A 19,740-nucleotide genomic window follows, 5' to 3' on the forward strand; every position below is an offset into this window, starting at 1 on the left:
GCCATTACATCAATAAAGCTTCCGGACTTCCTCGACCAGGCGCTTGCCGACGTCGCCGGCCTCTTTGATATAAGCGTCAACAGCCGGCGCAGCCGCTGTCTGCCAAGCCTGAACCTGCTCGGGGGACAGGTGCACGACTTTCATCGAAGTTTTTGACTTGATGAACTCTTCGGACTTGAGGTTATCGCTCTTGGTATCGGCCCGAATAGCTTCTTCGGCGCTGCGTGCCGCCGTGCTTACCCACTGCTTTTCTTGGTCAGAAAGCGAGTCCCACAGCTTGTCGTTCATAACGATCAGGAACTCGGTTTGGGCATGGTTGGTGATAGTGACGTAGTCCATGACCTCGAAGAGTTTGCGCGACTGGATGGCTGTGGTGCCGGTCATGCCGATATCGACTGTGCCACGCTGATAAGCAATGAACTGCTCGGACCCACCGATTTTTACGGGGATCCCTCCTACTGCGGTGATGAAATCACCCGATGGCTTACCCAGAACACGTACCTTTTTACCCTTCATGTCGTCGGGCGACTTGAGCGGACCATCCTTGGAAAGCAGTTGGACAGGACCGTAATCTTGCCACCACAGCACACGCGTACCCGTTTTGCGGATCATTTCGTCGATCTCTTTGCGGACGGGGCTGTCAGCCGACGCGGCTTTGGCGAGGACTTCGTAGTTGGGGAACAGAAATGCGACGGAAAACAGGCCTGTTGCCGGCAAAGTGCCCGCATACTCGTCAATCAGCACCAGCCCCATATCGATGGCGCCCGCCGCCACTGCTTGTGGAACCTCGCTGCCCTTATACAGTTGAGCTGAATCATAGATTTCAACCTTGATCTGCTTGTCGGAGATCTTTTCTACTTGCTCTTTGAAATAGACGACATTGGCCCCGACAGGGTGCTTGGTATTCACTTGAAGACTGACCTTCAGCGTACGTTCTGCATGCGCAGACATAGCACCGCATAGCATGAAGGATGCAAGTGCCGAGAGGCAAAGCGATTTGACAATACGTTGTGACATGGGGCGGTCTCCTGGTATGAATTATTTGCAAGTGCGCTGAGAAGAGGCTCTTTCCAAGAATTGTATACAACAATAAAAATGAGCGTCAATCAGGGTGAACGCCTATTTCGGCAGCATACGCCGCGTTGCCTGATGCCCCGCCAACAAGTGAGCCCGCATCACGCTTTCCGCCCAAGCAGAATCACGCGCAAGAAATGCATCTGCCAATTCACGATGGTGCGCCATGCTCCGCATAATCTCGGTGTCATCATAGATATTGAAAGTGCGATAAATCAAAGGCAGCGAAATAACTTGCGCAATCAGCGCACGAAGGCGCTCACTGTGCGCCGCCTCGACCACGAGATTATGAAATTCCTCGTTCAATTGTGTCAGTTGCTGGCGCGCGGAAACATCATCCCGCCCCTGGGCCACCACTTGTTCCATGGCCGAGCACAAGGTATGCAGGCGCTCTTGCTCTGATTCGGTAATTCGCTGCGCAGCCAGCCCCGCCCCATGTGACTCCAGCAAGACACGCAAGCCGAAAATCTCATCCAGATCATGGTCGCTCCAGCTTTGCAGACGACTGCCCTGATTCGGAATCGTTTCAACCAGTCCCTCAAGAGTCAGGCGCCGCAATGCTTCGCGAATGGGTGTGCGGCTAACGCCTATCTCGCGCGACAAGGAGCTTTCTTTTAGCTGGACACCATCTGGCCAGTCATTGCGCAAAATGCGGCTCTTTATCCATTGATAAGCTAGTTCGGCCGTGTGACCATGCCGTCTTGACGCTTTCATCACAAACCGCTCTCCAGATAAACGCCTTAGCAATCTCCGTTTTATTGTATACAATAAATTTAAGTTTGCGTCCAAAGAACAACCAGCAAGGAGATTAAAATCGTGATTAGTGCCGCTTCCAAACGCCAACGCCTGGCCACCCGCATGGCCCAGCCCGGGCTTATTACCGCTCCCGGGATTTTCGATTTGATTTCTGCGCGCCTTGCCGACCGCATGGGGTTCGATGCGCTGTACATGACAGGCTATGGGACCGTAGCGTCATACCTTGGGCTGCCCGACGCAGGGCTAGCCACCTTTACCGACATGCTGAATCGTGCAAGCGCATTTGCACACGGAACGGAAACCCCGATTATTGCCGATGGAGATACAGGTTACGGCGGGCTGCTCAATGTAGCGCATACCGTACGTGGCTACGAAGCTGCCGGTCTGGCGGGCATCCAGCTTGAAGACCAGGAATTTCCCAAGAAATGTGGGCACACACCCGGACGGCGCGTAATAGCCATGAATGATATGGTGCGCAAGATCAGCGTCGCTTGCGAAGCACGCGAGCACGATGACTTCCTGATTGTGGCACGTACCGATGCCCGCACGACGCTAGGCCTGGACGAAGCGCTGCGCAGGGCCGAAGCCTATGAAAAAGCTGGTGCAGATATCCTTTTCGTGGAGTCACCAGAAAGCGAAGAAGAAATGGAACGCATTGCAGGCGCATTCGACAAGCCCATCCTCATCAACAACGTCGAAGGCGGCCGAACGCCTGTCCTGACAAAGTCCAGGCTCGAGCAAATGGGCTTCAAACTGGCCATCTACCCCGCTACTGGTTTTCTGGCTATGGGGCAAGCACTAGAGCAGGTATACAAAGGACTGCAGCAAGATGATGTCGTGGGAGCTACCAAAGACCATCTATACGAGTTCGAAGCATTCAGTCGACTGATGGGCTTTCAGGCGGTATGGGATTTCGACAAGGCACATGCCGACGAATAACTCCCGACAATCCAGGGCTGCTTTACCAAGTCGACAACGTGCTTAGAAACGGAAGTGGGGCATAATGGCGTGACCGTCTTATCTGCTGCGGCTTAAGTCGCAGCCCCCACCACACGCAGTTTTCGCATGACCTCCCCTAGCCCTTCAAGACCAAGAACAGAAGCCACGGAGTTCTCCGTATGGACACTCACCATGCCTGTCGCCATGGGATACATACCATTGGGCATGGTATTTGGATTTCTGTTTGTACAGGCCGGCGCTACCGCCTGGCTGGCCATATTGGCCAGTATCGTCGTGTACGCTGGCGCAGCTCAATACATGATGATTCCCATGCTGGCTGCCGGCCTGCCTGTGAGCACCATTGCGCTGGCAACCCTGATCATCAACCTGCGCCATATGTTCTACGGGCTGTCTCTGCTGAGCAAATTCCCGCAAGCAAAATGGCCCCGATGGTACATGGTCTTTGCCTTGACCGATGAAACGTATTCGGTACTAACCACTTTGCCGGCCAGCACCCCTACCCGACAGCTACTCTGCATTGCCGGCCTGAATCACGGATGGTGGGTATTGGGGACGACAATCGGTGCAATCATTGGCGCTCAAGCCCAACTACCCTTGTCGGGCCTGGACTTTGTCCTGGCCGCCCTATTTGCCGTCCTGGCGGTCGAGCAGTGGCGCATCAAAACCAGCGCACTGCCCTTGTGGACGGCATTGCTCTCTTATGCTGTGGCGTACGCCCTTGTACCGGCGCACGCCCTGGTGATCGCCATCGCACTTTGCATTGCCACCGGTATCTATTGCCAGCCCAAGGCGGCAAACACCAAGAGGGATGTGTAATGGAAACCGGCTACGTTCTGGGGGTATTTGCAGCCATGGCTATCGTCACCTTTGCGCTGCGCGGCCTGCCCTTTCTCACTGCGCAATGGCTGCGACATAACCCATTGGTTCGGCATCTGGGACGGTTCTTGCCTCTGGCCATCATGACGCTGCTCGTGTTGCATTCGGTGATTGGGCTATCCGGTCAACACACCGCCCCGCCCTGGCCAGAGGGTGTAGCGGTAGCCTTGACCGTGCTTGCGCAATGGAAAACAAAAAACCCATTACTGAGCATTGCGACCGGCACCCTGATTTATGTGTTGATACGCAATTATGTACTGGGGTAGTCAGCCATTCAGCCCGATCGTGCCGGGCTGAATAATGGACTTAATGCGCCCAGATCATGCCAATAAGCAAATAGCACAAGCCAGTTATCACGAATACGCTAACCAGATTCAGAACGAAACCGGCCCTGATCATGGACTGGATCTTCATGTGGCCGGTACCAAACACAATGGCGTTGGGGGGCGTAGCCACAGGCATCATAAAGGCACAACTAGCGGCGATGGCGGCAGGTATAGCCAACATTTCCGGCGGGATACCCTGTGCAATGGCCAGGGCACCCAGTAGCGGCAAGAACGTTGCCGCAGTAGCAGTATTGGAGGTCAGTTCAGTCAAGCCCAAAATCACTACTACAACGACAACCACCATGAACAGGCCGGGCAATGTAGCCACCCAATCCATATTTTCGGCAATCCACTGCGCCAACCCGGACGTCCCGATTACGCCTGATAGCGACAAGCCACCACCAAACAACAGCAATACGCCCCAGGGCAACTTGTCTGCACTTTCCCAATCCATTAGAAAAACGCGCTTTCGGATATCGACCGGAATGGCGAACAAGAGCAAAGCTGCTGCGATAGCGATGCTCGTGTCGTTCAGACCCGGAATGTAATTTGCCAATATAGGGCGGAAAATCCATGCCAGCGCAGCCAAAACAAAAACCAGCGCCACCAGCTTTTCACCACGGCTCATGGGACCAAGCTCAGCCAAGGCCTGCCCAATGGCTGCACTGCTATCACCACCTTTCAGATTGAAACCTTTGCGTGTAAGCCACCACCATGTAAACGCCATCACGATCACGGCAACAGGCACACCCAACAGCATCCATTGCCCAAAACCGATTTCCACGCCATACGTTTTACTCAGGAAGCCCGCCAGAAAGGCATTGGGCGGTGTGCCAATCAATGTAGCGATGCCGCCAATACTGGCCGCATAGGCTATAGCCAGAAGCATGGCCGTGACAAACCGGTTGTTTTCTTCTTTTGAGCTCGAGCCGGCAGTCAGCATATCGGCTACAGACAGGCCTATTGGCAACATCATGATCGCCGTGGCGGTATTGCTGACCCACATACTCAAAAACCCGGTAGCGATCATGAGGCCAGCAATCTGCTTACGTGGTTTGTTGCCCATTGCCTGCAAGATGCTCAGCGCAATACGACGGTGCAAATTCCACCGCTGCATCGCCAGGCCAATAACAAAACCGCCCAGAAAGAGGAAAATGACCGAATTGGCGTAGGGGGAAGTCGCGCTGCCCAAGGTGCCAATACCCAATACAGGAATGAGTAAAATCGGAAGCAACGAGGTGGCTGGAATAGGTATGGCTTCAGTGGCCCACCAAACCGCCATCAATAGCGTCAGGCCTGCCGCAGACCACGCCGCTTCAGACATACCCCCGGGCGGGTCTGAAACTATACATACCAAAAATAAAAATAGACCCAGAATCAGTCCCACCCAGGCGGTGCGGGACGACGTTGGGGCCTCGGTTGTCGATGCCATTTTAAGTATTTCTCCTAAGTTACAGGCGGCATTTTATCGTGTATAAGACTTTGCGTCCTCGCCTGGCTATGGAGATTGACTATCGAGCAAGAATTTCCAGCATTTTGCTAAGGGCCAAATCTGGCTCCTCTTTTGCAATATAGTGCCCGCAAAATAGGCTGCGCACCGTATCTGCCTGAATGGCACGAAACTACCAAGATAACGTTAGCAGCAGGCTCCATTGCTCACTTGGCACCCATCGCCGCTGGCATTTTGGCTGTTGATGTGATCATTAAAGTTCCCACCGCCAGCAAGAGCGGCGCCAAGGCAACCCACAGAACTACGCTCCAGTCATAGGCTGCAAGCAAGCTGCCGGATGCAAACGAGCCTATTGCCATCACGCCAAAAACAATAAAGTCATTGAACGATTGCACACGCGTTTTTTCTTCCGGACGATGACATTCCAGCACCAATGCCGAGGCACCGATAAAGCCAAAATTCCAACCTACGCCCAGCAAGATCAAGGTAAGCCAGAAATGGGCGACATCGATTCCCGTCAACCCTACAGCCACGGCAAGCGCGGTAAGGCATAAACCTGCCATCACCACCCGCCTGGCTCCAAACCGGGTGATGAGCCGGCCTGTAAAGAAGCTGGGCCCATACATTGCAATCACATGCCATTGAAGGCCCAGATTGGAACTTTCCTGTGGCAGGCCACACAACTGCATGGCCAACGGCGCCGCCGTCATGAGAAAGTTCATGAGCAAATACGATACCGTGCCGCAGATTGCTGCGGTAATAAACAGCGGCTGACGCACGATGGCACCCAGCGGCCGCCCCCCTGCGGTCTCTGCTGCCGTCGGCATCGGCAAACGTACACCGAACAACACCAATGCCGACAGCACCGCCACGGCGGCCTGGGCCAGATACGACACAGCAAATAAATGCGGCGGCCACAAATGCATGGTGTAGGTAACCAGTTGAGATCCTATGACCCCGGCAACCACACCACCCCCCATCACGAACGAAAGCGCACGTGCGCGCTGGGCTGGCTCTACGCCGTCAGCAGCGGCGAAGCGAAATGACAGGATGACGGCCGCGTACGCACCGCCAAAAAAGGTGGCCAGACAGAATAACCAGAACGAGCCCAGCACCACCGCTATCGCTGCCAGTACACCGACCAACACGCCACAACCCGTTCCGGCAAGAAAGGCAGCACGCCGTCCGTGCCGCCGGGCGATGGCACCGGCCGGCAAGATACATGCGGCCATGCCCACGACGAAAATCGAAATCGGCAAGGTTGCCAGCGACTTATCTGGCGCCAGGGTATGGCCGATGATGGAGCCGGTGGCATACACCACCACCGCGTTGGCGCCCGCCAATGCCTGCGCAATCGTCAGGCGGGCAATATTTCCGCGTTGCTCACGCTCCGATAACGCGGAAGATATTGAGTTCAATGGTGCAGCTTCAGCTTCGGACAAGAGATGCTCCGGGTTCAAACGTCCTGACACACAGACCGAACATCATTTGTTGTTCAGCAGAAAACCTATGGTTTACCACATATTCGGCAAAACCGGCTTACACCGTTCCATCCTCTCGATGCACAGCCTTAGCGCCAGCTCAAGTTGATTTTTTTTGCCGTTTTTCTACTGCATACCGCAATAAAGAGGCGCTGCGAAAAAAACCATGCGCGAACTTGCCGTAAGGCATGGTCAGGAAAAGAGCCATGACTGCGCCCAGATGCAAGCACAGCAGAGCAGCCATGGCCGGCGTACTACGTCCCAGCCACAAGGCCAAACCACTGGCACTGATCAGGAACAGCAAAGCGATAAACCCAAGGTCCATGGGTTTTTGCGCAGCATCACCGTGCAAAGGATGACGGCGGCGATGCAAGACCCAAAGCCCTGCCGTGCCAAGCATCAGCGCCACACCGCCCACCGCTCCAAGTATTTTGGGCAGGCTGGGCAAGTCATACGGCGCCTGCCAACCGAACGCATAGTGATACACAGTAGCGAGACTGGTCGCGGCAAAGCACAGCATGAAGCCGTAAAAGGTCAGATGATGAAAACGCCGGCGCGACAAGGTGAATCTGTCATCTTCATTATTGCAACCCTGCCCGTGCCCACCGTCCAGGTATTTCAACTGCAGCACGGCACTAGTGGCTTCCAGGGCCGCTGGCGCATTGGCCTGTGCACCGCTGGTGGCGGGCCCGACATCACGCAAGAAACGACGCACGCCCATGCCCAGCGCCAGAATCGCAAACAGGAATATCGGCGCAAACAGTCCTACCAGAAGATTGTGCGGAAAGACGTTATAGAAGTCACCCGCCACGGCACTGTTCCACAATCCGCCGCCCATGGCCACGGCCAGGGCAAGAAACAGCGCCAGGCCAGCGGCCAAAGCCATGGCCAACACAAGACTGTTGCGCTCGTACAGTTTTCCCAGAGCGGGCGGCCAGGCATAATCTTTGTACGTTTGGCCACGCACTTGCGCCATGACTTGCGGCACATTAATTGCAAACTCGTGCGGAGGCGCATACTGACAGGCGTGCAAACAGGCACCACAGTTGTGGCACAGGTTTGCCAGGTAATGGACATCTGCCTTTTCAAACATCAAGCGTTGCGTCATGGCCGGGAACATGGCGCAAAAGCCTTCGCAATAGCGACAGGCGTTGCACACCTGCAGTTGCCTTGCCGCCTCGGCCTCTGTTGTCGTCAACGATACAGCGCCGCCGCCCAGGTCCACGGCGTCTTTGGTCAGGGTATCAAGCGACTGCATGACTGGCCTCGCTGCTGTTTATGGGGCTCAAAGCAGCCTTGGCGGCATTCGTGCCGGCAATACGTCCAAAAGCCGTCCCGATCGACATCCCGATACCGGCGGTATAACCTTTGCCCAGCACATTGCCGGCCATCATTTCGCCGGCGACAAACAGATTCACGCTTGGTTGATCCTGAAAACGCACGGCTGCAGTCTCGTCGGTCAGCAACCCTTGATAGGTAAAAGTCACGCCTGGCCGCAGCGCATAGCCGTAGAACGGCGGTTTATCCAGGGGCAAGGCCCAATGCGTCTTGGCGGGCGATAGCCCCTCGGTATGGCAGTCGTCCAACTTGGTATGGTCGAAAGTACCGGGCTTACAGGCCTGGTTGTAGCTGTTCAGTGTTTGCATGAATACATCTGTGTTCAATCCCAGCTTGTCCGCAAGCTCGGGCAAGCTGTTGGCTTTTTCGCCGGGGAATACCGGTGGCATGAAGCGTCCCACCGCTTTACTGTCAATAATGGAGTAGGCAGTCTGGCCTGGCTGGCCAGCCAGCAAACGGCCCCATATGGCATAGCGCTTGGGCCAGAAGTCTTCCCCTTCATCATAGAAACGCTGGGCCTCGCGGTTCACCACCACGCCCAGCGATACACAGTCGATACGGGTGCAGATGCCGCCGTCATATAAAGGCGCGCGTGCATCGATCGCCACCATGTGCGCCTGGGTGGGGTCACCAATCTTGTCGGCCTGATGGACCTCAAACATGTGCTTAAGCAGCACCCCTTGATTGAACCGCGTGCCGCGGATCAGGAAATTGTCGACCGGCCATTCACCACGCTCATTCTGGCCCCAGGCCTCACGCAGCCACTCACGGTTGGACTCGAAGCCGCCGGCAGCCAATACGCAGGTACGCGCTTCGATCCGTTCGCCGTTGGTGTAAGCGGCAATAAAGCGCCCATCACGTATTTCAAGCTTATCTACGGGCGAGTCGTAGCGTATCTGTACGCCCAGGTCCTCTGCACTACGATAGTAGGCATTGACCAGGGCCTTGCCCCCGCCCATGAAAAAAGCATTGGTACGCGCAACATGCAATGCACCCGACAGCGGCGGCTGAAAGTGCACGCCATGCTTGCGCATCCAACCCCTGCAGGACGAGGACGCACGAATGACCAGGCGCGCCAGCTTTTCATTGGTCTGGCCACCCGTCACGGCCAGTAAATCGCGCCAGTACTCCTCTTCGGGATAGGCGTCTATCAATACATCCTGGGGCGCATCGTGCATGCAGCGCAAATTGCGGGTGTGCTGGGAATTGCCGCCACGCCATTCGCGGGGCGAGGCCTCCAGCAAAAGTACGCTGGCGCCGGCTTCGCGCGCGCACAGGGCAGCGCACAGGGCAGCGTTGCCACCCCCAATAACAAGTACATCGAACATGGATCGACTCGTGGAGAACTATATAGTCGACACTGTAGGTCTGTTCGTCTTGTTCCGCTACGAGGCATATGGCCACAGGTCTTCACGATTTGTGAAGAGTCGCAGGGCTAGCCTGTGAGGGTTGCGCCAGGCCAACGCCCCTCCGCAACCAGTGCACGCATCACGTCCATCAAGACGACTCTTGCGGCTAGTCCGGCCGGAGAGAGCTGATCATCAGACAGGCTGGCAACGATATTACGGCGCACCATCCTGTCATGCAGCAAAGGGACCCGCAACAACTGCCGGTCATTCGCCCGAACGACCGCAGCACCGGGCTGTATGGTAGCAGCCAGGCCAGCATGGACGATGTCCATCAGCATAGATAGTCCATCCACTTCGGCAACCACATTGGGCTCGCGCCCTTCATGGAAGAAGGCCGCATCAATAACCGCCCGCAAACCATGCGACCCAGTGGGCAAAACCAGTGGCAAATCGACGATATCGTGCAGTGTTAAGCCACCCACTTCGGGCAACGCGTATCGATCTGGCTGAGCCACCACAAACAACTGTTCGGTCAGCAGCGGCAATAAGGTCCAGCCCTGATGACTGCCCGCATGAAACAATACGGCAAGATCGAGCTGTCGCCTGCTCAACAGTTGCGACAGATTCCCCGACAGGCTTTCAACCAAATGCAGCTTGACATCCGGATAGCGGGATTGCATGGCGCGCAGCAAAGGCACCCCCAATATCGAAGAGGTCGTGGGAGCCATGCCTATTGATACGTGTCCGGCAAGCCGTGCCGCCTGCGCCGCACGCACCGCATTGGCGGCATGCCTCAGCACCAGTTCGGCCTCTTGGCACAGTGCCAGGCCTGCCGCCGTAGGCACTACACCCGTGGAGCTACGCTGCAAAAGGCGCGTACTGAGTTCGCTTTCCAGGCGGCTGATCTGTTGGCTGAGTGCAGACGTGACGACGCCAAGATCCTGGGCAGCACGGCCCATGCTGCCCAATTCAACGACCCGCACAAAATAACGCAGCTGGCGCAGTTCCATAGTGGCAGATGCCTAGCAAAGATTGAAAAGCGTATTCATGCTGGGAATTGTAGCGGCCGTTTTCCATTACAGCGCTACACTGCATCACCTTCTATTGGATTCCCCATGAAAAAAACCGATCTTGAAAAAAACAAAGCCCTGAAGCTAATGGGTAAAATGAAGCAAGCCGCTGTGCCGGGACGGTTCGCCGGCGATACAAACAGCCCGGCTCTCGACCGCCGCGAGCAGCGCAAGCTGGACCAGGCACAGGGACTGGTCTCCTTTCCCGTCAAGATCAAACAAGCACAGATCGACGAAATCCGGCGTTTGGCCGGCGAACGAGACATCAGCACGAATGAAGTCATTGGCGAACTGCTGGAGCGCAGCCTGGGCTCAGCGTAAAAAACTCAAGCACTCTCATGAACACGAATCCAAAAATCTACGTCGCCTGCAATTTTCCTCCCGAAGTCCTGGCGCTGTTCACTACCCGCTTTGGCGCAGGCTATAACGACACGGGCCGTGTGCTGCATACCGACGAGCTGATTGAAAATGCGCAAGGCATGGATGCCATTGTGCTGACAGCAACCGATCGTCTGGACAAGACTGCCGTAGAGCGGCTTGCGCCTTCGATAAAGGTGGTGTGCACCTATTCCGTCGGCAACGACCATCTTGATCTGGATGCCTTGCAGGCCAAAGGTATAGCCGTGCTGAGTACACCCGACGTACTGGACGAGGCCTGCGCCGATACCGCCTGGCTGCTGATGCTTGGCGCGGCACGACGCGTCATCGAGGGCATAGATCTTATACGCGGCGGCACATGGCAAGGCTGGAGCCCACGCCAACTGATAGGTCGCGACGTTTGGGGTAGTCGGCTGGGTATTCTGGGCATGGGTCGCATAGGGCGCGCCATCGCCAAGCGGGCACGCGGCTTCGACATGGCGGTGCATTACCATAATCGCAACAGGCTCGGCGCCGAGCTCGAAGCCGGGGCGCAGTATCACTCCAGCCTGGAAAGCCTGGCCCGGCATAGCGATTTTCTGTGCATAGCCTGCCCGGCCAGCCCGTCTACCCGAGGTCTTGTCAACGCAAGTATTCTGCAACTTCTGCCACCCGATGCGGTCGTTTGCAATATTTCACGCGGCGACATCATATGCGATGAAGACCTGCTGCAGGCCTTGAAAACGGGCACGGTGGCCGCTGCCGGACTGGACGTCTTTGCCGGCGAACCCAACATACACCCAGAGTACAGGCAGTTGCCCAATGTGTTCGGCCTGCCCCATATTGGCAGCAGCACCCTGCGCACGCGCCTGGCCATGGGCGAGCTGCTGTGCTCTGGCCTGCAAGCGTGGTTCTCTGGCGGCACGCCCTCGAACCGGGTGCGCTAGCCTCCCACGACAACAGGTTTCAGGCCTAGCAGCCTTCCTATTTTTTTGGCGGCATCATCAGCTGCCTGGCGGGTTTTATAGCCTGTCACGCGAATATTCCGGTAATCCTTCCCATGCAGTGTAATGGGCTCATCCTGTAGTGTGTACTGTGCCTTCTCAAGCGCATCGCTTACTTTTTCAGGATGGGCAAAGACTCCCACCTGAACTGCATACATGCCTTGCGTCTTCGTATCATGGCCCTGGTTCGGCGGCGCCTCTTCCGGCTCGGGCTTCACTGCAGGCTCAGCGGAATTTTCTGGCGCGTGTGTCTCTATGCTGGCTGTCAACACCGGGCTGAGGCTGTCGGCAGTGCCCATGCAGGCCATGATGATCTGCTCGGGCAAGGCAGGAAGCCCTGATGTGCTTTGCGCCTCGGGCGCCTGCGCTGCGTCTTGCTGCATGGCATCGAGCCTGGCCTGGATTTCCTGGGCCTGTGCATGCAGTTTGTCGGCTTCTGCAAACGCTTTCAGCACGCTTTCCTGCCCCTGCTGCCGATAAGATACATCCAGCCACTCGATACCGGCCTGTTTCAGCATATCGGCCTGCTCCGGAAAATCTGCCGGCGTATAGCGTCGGACACCGCTGGCATATTCATTCAGAAACTGAATGAAGCCACCCGCACCACTCCACTGTTTCTGCAGCTCGAACCCTGGATACTTGATACTGAGCATGGTGTTTGCGCAGCTGGACATGGACCAGGAGAACACCTGACTGTTGGCAAAATTCAAATTCTGCAGCGTAACGGGGCCGCTGGCACATTGCAGGCTCAAGCTTATGCTTTCAGGACGCAACTGGGCGCTGGCGTTGGTTTGCGAGGGCTCTGTGCTCAAGGTCACATTACCCTTGACGGCTTCCAGTTTGGAAATTTTTTGATCCAGTTGCTGGGCTTGCTCTTTCAATGCGGCGTTGGCGTCCTTGTTGCGCTGGTCCTCCAGTTGCTGTCCGGCCTGGTTCGCCGTACGCTTTTGCGCCAGGCCGGCAAAGGCATAGAACTGGCCATTGAGCGGAACGACGTCGCCCAATGCCTCCCGTGCCATGTAGCGCGTTCCATCGCGTGAAACAAAATAGCTGGCATCGCCATCCAGAAACACATTGACCTGGCCTTGCGGTCCGAACAGCAAAGTGTTGGCCAGCTGCTTGTCTGTCAAACCCTTGACGGTGCCCAGCACATTGACGTCCCAGTTGCGCTGAAGGCTACATGCCGCGCTGCGCGCAGCATAGTCCAGGGTGAAATCCATGGCACCCGACTCCAGTTGCCACACGACGGCTGTTCGAGGATCTGTCGGGGTACCGTAAGATCGCCGCAATTGCTCCATGGCCTTATGGGCATCGACCAAGGCAACGCTCTTTACCTTCGGATCATGACCGTAAGACCAGATCTGCTTGGCCGTATCCATTGCTGTGCCTTCGCCTTGCTGCAGCGAGTGGATGGTTGTCCTGACGCCCACCCAATGGTTTTGCAGCAACGATAATGCCTGCTGGTCAGAACTCAGGCTGGAGACACCTTGCCTGATGGCGTTGCCTTCGGGCAGGGCCTTGAGCAAGTCTCCGCCGAAATCCTGCACGACTTTCAGGTTTTGCAATGTCGTCAGGCTGGAACCTCCGGCAGCAGGAGCCTCTTTGCCATCGGGCTTGGGCAACTGCACCAAACCAGACAGCTTTTCCAGGCGCATAGCCTGCTGCAACCACTCTGGTCGTGATTGTGCTGGCAATGACTGGCCCAGTTTGGCCAGCTTGCCCATGTATTTATTGTAGGGCCCGGTGGTTGTCATGAGAGAAGCCAGAACGGTGCGACGTGAACTGGCATCTCCAATCAGATCCGGTGCATGTACAAAGGCATCGGAAAAGGTATACCAGTGCTCCAGACCTTCCTCCAGGAACAGCTTCTGGTACTGAGACTGACGTTCCTGCCAGGCTTTGTCATTGCCCGTGGCGCGCGCCAGCTCTTTCATGAATGCCGTGACGGCTTTTTTGCCACTCAGCGTCATGGCTGAAGGCACTTCCGGCAGGCCCTCTACCTTCCCGATTGTCCAGAAATCCGACATACGCATGGGCTGTAAGTCGGGCTGCAAAGCCGTCCAGGTATAAATCCACTGTATGGGGCGCGCTGACAAACCCAGATTGCTCAAGGCCTTTTGCAAGGCATGCTGCTCGTCGGTGAGAATAGCTTTATTTTTCTGCCAGCTCAGATAATCGCGATACATATCGCCAAGCAGCAACCCATCAATGGGGCTCAACGATCCTTTCTGTATAGCCGCTGCGATGGCCTGCACCTCTGTACCAGGCAAAGGCAGCTTGCTCAGGTTCTGGCCTGCAAGCCGGGCTTGCAGCAAATTGATACGCCTAACAAGATTCTGCGCCAATGCGATCGCCGCCTGATCCGGCACACCCGACTGGGCTCCATTGAGTACTGTTGCCAGCAAGGGGTTAAGATTTTTCGCGATCACCTCGCGATAAAAGGCATCGGCATACGCATCTGCAAGCTGGCTCTGCGCCTTATTTACATCCCGCTGGAATGGCATCCAGTCTTTTTGCCAGCCTTGGCGATCATCCAGGGTGTGCACTGCGCGACGTATGGAATGCAAGGCACGCAAGTCCGATGCCAAATCACCCGAAAAATCAGCGCCAGCGGTACCGGCACCCTTGCCCGCCAGCCGCATTTGCTCGCGGGCCGTCTGCGCCGAATACACCAGCATCACGCCAACTGCCACGCAGGCAAACAGCCAGCCCGCAACAGCAGCGTGACGCAACAACCGACGCCAGTGGCGCATACGCTCCAGTGCTTGCCAGGCATGGCGCTGCCCCGGCAATACGTCGTCAAACAGGCCCGCGCTGAACCAGTCGGCCTGGTGACTGTCATTTCCTGTGCGGCCAGCCGTCAAGAACAAACCTCGCAGCAGTGGGGTTTCAGCATAGGGAGTCACCTGGAACGCGGGTCGCAGCACTTTGTCGAGGCGACCGGACAAGGCAAGCATGCGTTCGGGCAGACCGAAGGCTTCGGGGGTAGGATGCTCATGCCTGCCCTGCAGCACACGCAGGTCGCTCATCCGCGCCACGATATGACCAAAAGCATCTCCGATGAACTCTCCGATACTGGCCAGCTTGCCTTTGTTCACGTAGCCCATGGCCTGCTTGCTGGCATCATCGGCAAGAGACCTGGCCCATGCCGAAAAACCGTCAACAGACTCACAATGGGTCAATACGATATAAACCGGCACCCGGGCGTTATAGATACGCACCAGCTCATCAAGGCGCTGGCGCAACATATAGCCAGTATCCGACAACTGCGCATCGCTCGATTCGCCCAACCACTCGCTGCTGAAACACAGCACCAGTCCGTTCAATGGCTCGCGCCGACGAGTGTGCATCATCCAGTGCAGCATGCGCTGCCATCCGGACGCAGACGGTGCCAGTGCCTGCTGCACTGGAGCCGGGTCCAGCATTACCATGCTGGGCAACAACCACCACTGCAAAGCCGGATTTTCATCACCGCTGGCCGTCACGGCATCACGGCCGGCTGCGCGATGCAGCATGGACGAACGCGCCTGGTCTTCGGGCCCAAGTGTCAGGAACCAAGGCAATACATACAGTGGCGAACCAAAACGCGACAGCCGCGACTGCCTCAGGGCCTTCAGCCCGGCACTCCAATCAGCATCAAGTTGGGCCGTGCTTTCACTCGTACTCAAGGCCGGACGCGCCAGCCTCCTGCGCAGGCGCCATGCATGCCAACGACGCCGCAGCCACCCCAGGACTAATACGGCAATAACGCAGCCAAGGAACAGCGCCAGCGATTGCCATAGCTGCCAACCCAGAATCACGCCTACTAGCCAGCACGCCAATGCCAGGATAAGCAGGACGATGAATCCTGCAAGCACGCTCAGTAATTTCTTTGCCATGACCTCAAAGCCCCTTGGTCAAGGGCTTGACCAGCTCTGCCGTGTCGTAAAATAGCTGGGTATTCAAGTACACATACAAACCCACCAACACGAGTAAAGGCAGCACCACCATCAAAATAGCTGCCGTCGACGGACCAACTGGACGCCGGCTCATGGCGACTTGCTTTCCGAGTGCGTAGGCCTCTGGAAACAAAGGCTGACCGCCTCCCACAGGAGCCATATTGGATTCCTGTGCCACCCGTTCCAGCAACGCATTGCGAAACTGTTCCAGCTCGGCGGCCGGCCGGTGAGCAAACTGACCCTGGAACCCGGCGATCAGCATCAAGGCGAAAACTTCTCGCACATCGGTCGCCTGTTCGGGCAAATCCTGCAGTCGGTCAAAAAAACCTACCCCAGCACGCGTCGTGGCAAAGTAGTGACGCTGCAGCGGTGACAGGCGCCACGCTGCCGACCCCGGCCACGCGACCGACATGGCCAGCTCATCTATCCAGGCCACCGTTGCATACAAGGCATTCTGTACAGACTCGGACGAGTGGCCAGCTCGCCTGGCTTGCGCACCGGCTTGGTCCAACGATTCCTTGAGCTGTGCAACAATACCCTCTACATTCGTATCGCTTTGCCGGATAGCCGCGTAAGCCAACTCCATTCTTGGTATCCAGTAACTGGCGAGGCGCATCTTCTATCCTTTAATGACGATCAACTCAACACGCAACTCTTCAGGCGGGTTGGGCAGGAATAAGGCCAGGCGGCCATCGGCAGCCACGGCATCCCACAGTTCAGACTGGCTTTCCACCCTGAAATACGCAGCGCCACTGCGGCGCGGCATACCGAGCGGCAATGTCTGCAGTGGAATCAGCTCTATGCCGGGCAAAGATCGGTTCACCGTGACCTCCATGCTTTCCATCGGGGCCAGTTTGCCTTCCAGCATCAGCAAGCTGCTTGTCTCGGAAACCTCCAGTGCACTTCTTACCATCAGGTAATAGCGATACCTGGTGCCGAAGAAGCTGGCTGGCAGTTCTGCGCGATACAAGGTGTCGGCGGCACCATCACGCTCAAAACGCACGAACATTTCAGGCCCCAGCGTGATTTCGTTGAGCAAACGGAAGAGCAATGTACGTATGCTGTCGAAGACAGGCCCCAGGTCGGCATGTTCGTATGGCTGCAGTAAAGAGTGGCTATCGCGTGTCTCGCCCAGCAGATCACAATATTCGGTGAAGGTGCTCAGCTCTCCAACCAGCTGGCGCAGAACCCCATAAACAGTCCACGGATGAGCCTGCGGCCCTTCGATCAGATGATTCAACTGCGAACCATATCGATTCAGCACCGACAAGGCCAGCATGGAGGTCAATTGCGTATCGCCCTCCTGCTCGCGACTGGTCAGCGGCTTCTTGAAGACTTCCAGCTGGCGGGCGCGGCCAATGATTTCATCACGCAACTCTTGTAGCAGGCGTTGCAACTGAGGCGCTGCGGCCAGAGTCATGCAAGGCGGGGTAAACGCCGGCATTGGGTGCACGGTTTCTCCGCTCTGCTCCAGGCTGACCAAAGGCAATAGCTGGTAATCACCCAGGTGCTCAATTTCGTCTTCCCAGAAGATTCTGAGCACATAGTCCATGACGGCAACATGCCCGGCGGCGCCGTCTGAATACAGGTCGGGCACCTGCTGCGGATCAGCCAATGCCGCAAACCGCGAGCGGCTTTGCGTAACGTCTTCGATGTGCTCATACCGCAGCACATTGACTTCGTCTTCCATCAGGCGGCGCAGGCCCAAATAGGCCTTGCGGGGGCCCTGCGCAAAATCAGTCAGCTCGAAACGACGGGACTCCACCCTGGCATTGCCGGGGAATTCGGTAAAAGCGCCATCGTTCCAGCGCACTGCGACATGACTGATACTCAGGCTGCGGGCCTGCAGCGCGGACTCGTCCAGTTGCAATGAGCAGAAGCCCCAGGCCCAAGGGGTGGTCAGTTCCAGATGCCGCTCCAGCGCACGCTCCAGCTTCGCATCCTGATGCTGAAAATGCTGCGGCTCCAGAAAGAGTCCCTGGTGCCAGAAGATGGCTGGTTTAAGTTGCGTGTTCATTTGGCATCCGAAGGTGTGGCGTTTGAAGTAGTAGAGCTGGCTGCTGATGTTGCATTGGGCTGGGTAGGCGCTGCTGCGGGTACCAGGCCAGCCTTGGGCTTGGTCGGTTCGACCGGTTCGAGCTTGCTGCCCGGCGATTCCTGTATGCCTTCAGGCCCAAGGCGCAGCTGAATCCTGAGAGGCTCGGGTACGGCGGTACGAGACTTGACGATGATGCCGGATGAGTCCACCTCTACCCCGATGCGATAAAGGCGCGTGCACCGGGCCGGATCCAGATGGTCATAGCCTGCAGCCAGGCCTATGTATTGGGCTTTCTCGACACGCTCCAGTGTCAGGTTGCGGACCTCGCCCGGTGCGATGAAAATACGCTTTATGGACAGCACCCCCTGGGGCGGGCTATCGGACAGCAGTAAGGTTTTGAGCTTTGCGGCATTGGCGGTCAGTGCGGTAAAGCCGTTTGGATCTTCCATTTGCACCACCGCAAGCGTCAGCATGTGTGGCTGACCCTGGACTTGATTCAAGGCAGGAGCGGCCTGCACCTGGATTTGTACACCGTCGTCCGAATAGCTCCATTTCATTTCCTTCAGGGCGTCTTTCTCGGAGGTCCCGCAAGCCGCCAAAAGCAAACTGCACGCGGCAACCACCAACAGGCGGGCCAAGAAAACTGGCAAGAGGCTTATGACTATCATGGGGGTACTCAACTCATCAGCATAACGGTGGCCTGGCTGGGCGATGCCACGAGGCCGGTTGTGTTCTCTTTGTTATGCATGGTCATGCAAGAAAGTCGTACGCCCGGCTTGCCGCCTATCATGACCTTCATGCTGCCGTTCACGAAAGCGACTTCGCCCATGATCATATGGCTGACAACGCCACCACCGGCTGTGCCGCCCTGGTCGCCATTGCTGAGCAATATCTTGGTCATTTGGTTCAAGGCAGGCGCAGCGCTGATCAGTACTTTCTCGACGATGCCGCCGGGGTCGGCGGCCGCAGTGGTGGCCATGTTCGGATACGGTATGGGCACAGGCGACGGCGCTGCCGGCGTCAGGCAGGTGTCGGGAATGGTGGCAACAGCCTGGGCGCCTGCGATAGTCAGAGCAAACATATGAGGTCTCCTTGAAGGGTGTTGACTGGCCCTAGCCTATTTGAACGGAATCGCCATCGACCACCATGCGATCCCTCCCCACCACGCTGGCAGTGCCTGCAAGCGTGGACCAGTCTTTCTGCACCACGCTGCGACTGGATTCCGCACTGGTTTCTTCATGGCCGCTGATACGTCGCGTGCTCGTACCCAAATAGACTTCGCTGCGGGCGGCGTATTCCAGATGCTCTGTTGCAATGTCGGTGCGGTGCTTCCAGCGCGTGGACAACCGCTCACCCTGCACCTTCATGTCCTGGCAAGCTATTTCCAGCTGACCATGCTGAACCTGCAACCTGGTGTCACCCTCCATTGCCAATACCGCGACCCTGCTGTCGTCGGCACGCTCAAGCACAGTCAGCACGTAGGCTGTACCGTTCATGATGCTGACCAGGACGGTGTCACCCACCGCAGGCTGCAGCAGACAACCAGCGGCAGCCACCGTCCATATGGCTCCTTCGTCTGTTAGTGCACAATACCGACGTCCCTCCTGCATGAGCAGGCGCGCATGGTATTGTCGCGCCTGCCCGTGTGCGGCCTGGGGATAAGCATGATTGGCATTTTTTCTGGGTGAGGTTTGGGTTTGTGTCATGTTCATAGTTTCGCTTT

18 protein-coding genes are annotated in these 19,740 nt (G+C 56.8%); 5 read left to right on the top strand and 13 right to left on the bottom strand.

From position 1 onward, the window contains the following. Positions 1 to 9 precede the first annotated feature (9 nt). Positions 10 to 1,017, bottom strand: a complete 1,008-nt coding sequence (locus tag ERD84_RS00715) for a TRAP transporter substrate-binding protein (RefSeq protein ID WP_209019801.1) — start codon at positions 1,015 to 1,017, stop codon at positions 10 to 12. A 102-nt stretch (positions 1,018 to 1,119) separates the two neighbouring features. After that, positions 1,120 to 1,788: a GntR family transcriptional regulator gene (locus ERD84_RS00720; protein ID WP_130037289.1), complete on the bottom strand. Its 669-nt coding sequence runs from the start codon at positions 1,786 to 1,788 to the stop codon at positions 1,120 to 1,122. A 99-nt stretch (positions 1,789 to 1,887) separates the two neighbouring features. On the opposite strand from ERD84_RS00720, the gene ERD84_RS00725 reads away from it, so the two are divergent. From ERD84_RS00725 to ERD84_RS00735, 3 genes are all read left to right on the top strand, one after another. Further along, positions 1,888 to 2,769, top strand: coding sequence for an isocitrate lyase/PEP mutase family protein (locus tag ERD84_RS00725; RefSeq protein WP_130037291.1), 882 nt, complete (start codon positions 1,888 to 1,890; stop codon positions 2,767 to 2,769). Between the two features lie 126 nt (positions 2,770 to 2,895). After that, on the top strand, positions 2,896 to 3,606 hold the full coding sequence (locus ERD84_RS00730; RefSeq protein WP_245150585.1) for an AzlC family ABC transporter permease: 711 nt from the start codon (positions 2,896 to 2,898) through the stop codon (positions 3,604 to 3,606). Further along, positions 3,606 to 3,932 carry a branched-chain amino acid transporter permease gene (locus ERD84_RS00735; RefSeq protein WP_130037293.1) on the top strand — a complete coding sequence of 109 codons (327 nt, stop codon included), beginning with the start codon at positions 3,606 to 3,608 and terminating at the stop codon, positions 3,930 to 3,932. The genes ERD84_RS00730 and ERD84_RS00735 overlap by 1 nt, the downstream gene beginning before the upstream one ends. Positions 3,933 to 3,972: 40 nt before the next feature. On the opposite strand, the gene ERD84_RS00740 is transcribed toward ERD84_RS00735, so the two are convergent. The 5 genes from ERD84_RS00740 to ERD84_RS00760 form a co-directional block, all read right to left on the bottom strand. Further along, entirely contained in the window at positions 3,973 to 5,424 is a 1,452-nt protein-coding gene (locus ERD84_RS00740) for an SLC13 family permease (RefSeq protein ID WP_130037295.1), read from the bottom strand. Positions 5,425 to 5,648: 224 nt separating this feature from the next. Then, positions 5,649 to 6,884, bottom strand: coding sequence for an MFS transporter (locus ERD84_RS00745; RefSeq protein ID WP_130037297.1), 1,236 nt, complete (start codon positions 6,882 to 6,884; stop codon positions 5,649 to 5,651). 139 nt (positions 6,885 to 7,023) lie between these two features. Then, positions 7,024 to 8,181: a tricarballylate utilization 4Fe-4S protein TcuB gene (gene tcuB / locus ERD84_RS00750; RefSeq protein ID WP_130037299.1), complete on the bottom strand. Its 1,158-nt coding sequence runs from the start codon at positions 8,179 to 8,181 to the stop codon at positions 7,024 to 7,026. Next, a complete protein-coding gene (gene tcuA / locus ERD84_RS00755; protein WP_130037301.1) occupies positions 8,168 to 9,589 on the bottom strand; it encodes an FAD-dependent tricarballylate dehydrogenase TcuA in 1,422 nt (473 codons plus the stop codon). Before tcuA ends, tcuB begins: the two co-directional genes overlap by 14 nt. A gap of 107 nt (positions 9,590 to 9,696) precedes the next feature. Then, positions 9,697 to 10,620 (bottom strand): LysR family transcriptional regulator, encoded by a 924-nt coding sequence (locus ERD84_RS00760; RefSeq protein WP_130037303.1) that lies wholly within the window; start codon positions 10,618 to 10,620, stop codon positions 9,697 to 9,699. A gap of 105 nt (positions 10,621 to 10,725) precedes the next feature. Here ERD84_RS00760 and ERD84_RS00765 point away from each other — a divergent pair, with 105 nt between their 5' ends. Further along, the gene (locus ERD84_RS00765; RefSeq protein WP_130037305.1) at positions 10,726 to 11,001 is read left to right on the top strand and encodes a hypothetical protein; all 276 of its coding nucleotides are present in this window, start codon (positions 10,726 to 10,728) and stop codon (positions 10,999 to 11,001) included. A 17-nt stretch (positions 11,002 to 11,018) separates the two neighbouring features. Continuing rightward, the gene (locus tag ERD84_RS00770) at positions 11,019 to 11,984 is read left to right on the top strand and encodes a 2-hydroxyacid dehydrogenase (protein WP_130037307.1); all 966 of its coding nucleotides are present in this window, start codon (positions 11,019 to 11,021) and stop codon (positions 11,982 to 11,984) included. On the opposite strand, the gene ERD84_RS00775 is transcribed toward ERD84_RS00770, so the two are convergent. From ERD84_RS00775 to ERD84_RS00800, 6 genes are read right to left on the bottom strand one after another with little or no spacing between them, the layout of a single operon-like run. After that, positions 11,981 to 15,919, bottom strand: coding sequence for a type VI secretion protein IcmF/TssM N-terminal domain-containing protein (locus ERD84_RS00775; RefSeq protein ID WP_130037309.1), 3,939 nt, complete (start codon positions 15,917 to 15,919; stop codon positions 11,981 to 11,983). The genes ERD84_RS00770 and ERD84_RS00775 overlap by 4 nt on opposite strands. Before the next feature lie 4 nt (positions 15,920 to 15,923). Further along, positions 15,924 to 16,595: a DotU family type IV/VI secretion system protein gene (locus ERD84_RS00780; RefSeq protein ID WP_130037311.1), complete on the bottom strand. Its 672-nt coding sequence runs from the start codon at positions 16,593 to 16,595 to the stop codon at positions 15,924 to 15,926. Positions 16,596 to 16,598: 3 nt separating this feature from the next. Next, positions 16,599 to 17,996, bottom strand: coding sequence for a type VI secretion system baseplate subunit TssK (gene tssK / locus ERD84_RS00785; RefSeq protein ID WP_130037313.1), 1,398 nt, complete (start codon positions 17,994 to 17,996; stop codon positions 16,599 to 16,601). Then, the gene (tssJ, locus tag ERD84_RS00790) at positions 17,993 to 18,685 is read right to left on the bottom strand and encodes a type VI secretion system lipoprotein TssJ (RefSeq protein WP_130037315.1); all 693 of its coding nucleotides are present in this window, start codon (positions 18,683 to 18,685) and stop codon (positions 17,993 to 17,995) included. The genes tssK and tssJ overlap by 4 nt, the downstream gene beginning before the upstream one ends. Before the next feature lie 8 nt (positions 18,686 to 18,693). Further along, a complete protein-coding gene (locus tag ERD84_RS00795) occupies positions 18,694 to 19,098 on the bottom strand; it encodes a DUF4150 domain-containing protein (protein WP_130037317.1) in 405 nt (134 codons plus the stop codon). A gap of 31 nt (positions 19,099 to 19,129) precedes the next feature. After that, positions 19,130 to 19,729 (bottom strand): DUF3540 domain-containing protein, encoded by a 600-nt coding sequence (locus ERD84_RS00800; RefSeq protein WP_130037319.1) that lies wholly within the window; start codon positions 19,727 to 19,729, stop codon positions 19,130 to 19,132. Between the last annotated feature and the right edge of the window lie 11 nt (positions 19,730 to 19,740).

Origin of the sequence: Pollutimonas harenae (assembly GCF_004153685.1) — a bacterium.
Lineage (GTDB): Bacteria > Pseudomonadota > Gammaproteobacteria > Burkholderiales > Burkholderiaceae_B > Pusillimonas_C > Pusillimonas_C harenae.

Bases quoted from the DNA above. Each gene is read 5' to 3' on its own strand.
- tcuA (WP_130037301.1), bottom strand. From the start codon at position 9,589: ATGTTCGATGTACTTGTTATTGGGGGTGGCAACGCTGCCCTGTGCGCT.
- ERD84_RS00760 (WP_130037303.1), bottom strand. From the start codon at position 10,620: ATGGAACTGCGCCAGCTGCGTTATTTTGTGCGGGTCGTTGAATTGGGC.
- ERD84_RS00730 (WP_245150585.1), top strand. From the start codon at position 2,896: ATGACCTCCCCTAGCCCTTCAAGACCAAGAACAGAAGCCACGGAGTTC.
- ERD84_RS00800 (WP_130037319.1), bottom strand. From the start codon at position 19,729: ATGAACATGACACAAACCCAAACCTCACCCAGAAAAAATGCCAATCAT.
- ERD84_RS00775 (WP_130037309.1), bottom strand. From the start codon at position 15,919: ATGGCAAAGAAATTACTGAGCGTGCTTGCAGGATTCATCGTCCTGCTT.
- tcuB (WP_130037299.1), bottom strand. From the start codon at position 8,181: ATGCAGTCGCTTGATACCCTGACCAAAGACGCCGTGGACCTGGGCGGC.
- ERD84_RS00780 (WP_130037311.1), bottom strand. From the start codon at position 16,595: ATGCGCCTCGCCAGTTACTGGATACCAAGAATGGAGTTGGCTTACGCG.
- ERD84_RS00765 (WP_130037305.1), top strand. From the start codon at position 10,726: ATGAAAAAAACCGATCTTGAAAAAAACAAAGCCCTGAAGCTAATGGGT.
- tssK (WP_130037313.1), bottom strand. From the start codon at position 17,996: ATGAACACGCAACTTAAACCAGCCATCTTCTGGCACCAGGGACTCTTT.
- ERD84_RS00715 (WP_209019801.1), bottom strand. From the start codon at position 1,017: ATGTCACAACGTATTGTCAAATCGCTTTGCCTCTCGGCACTTGCATCC.
- tssJ (WP_130037315.1), bottom strand. From the start codon at position 18,685: ATGATAGTCATAAGCCTCTTGCCAGTTTTCTTGGCCCGCCTGTTGGTG.
- ERD84_RS00795 (WP_130037317.1), bottom strand. From the start codon at position 19,098: ATGTTTGCTCTGACTATCGCAGGCGCCCAGGCTGTTGCCACCATTCCC.
- ERD84_RS00720 (WP_130037289.1), bottom strand. From the start codon at position 1,788: ATGAAAGCGTCAAGACGGCATGGTCACACGGCCGAACTAGCTTATCAA.
- ERD84_RS00740 (WP_130037295.1), bottom strand. From the start codon at position 5,424: ATGGCATCGACAACCGAGGCCCCAACGTCGTCCCGCACCGCCTGGGTG.
- ERD84_RS00770 (WP_130037307.1), top strand. From the start codon at position 11,019: ATGAACACGAATCCAAAAATCTACGTCGCCTGCAATTTTCCTCCCGAA.
- ERD84_RS00735 (WP_130037293.1), top strand. From the start codon at position 3,606: ATGGAAACCGGCTACGTTCTGGGGGTATTTGCAGCCATGGCTATCGTC.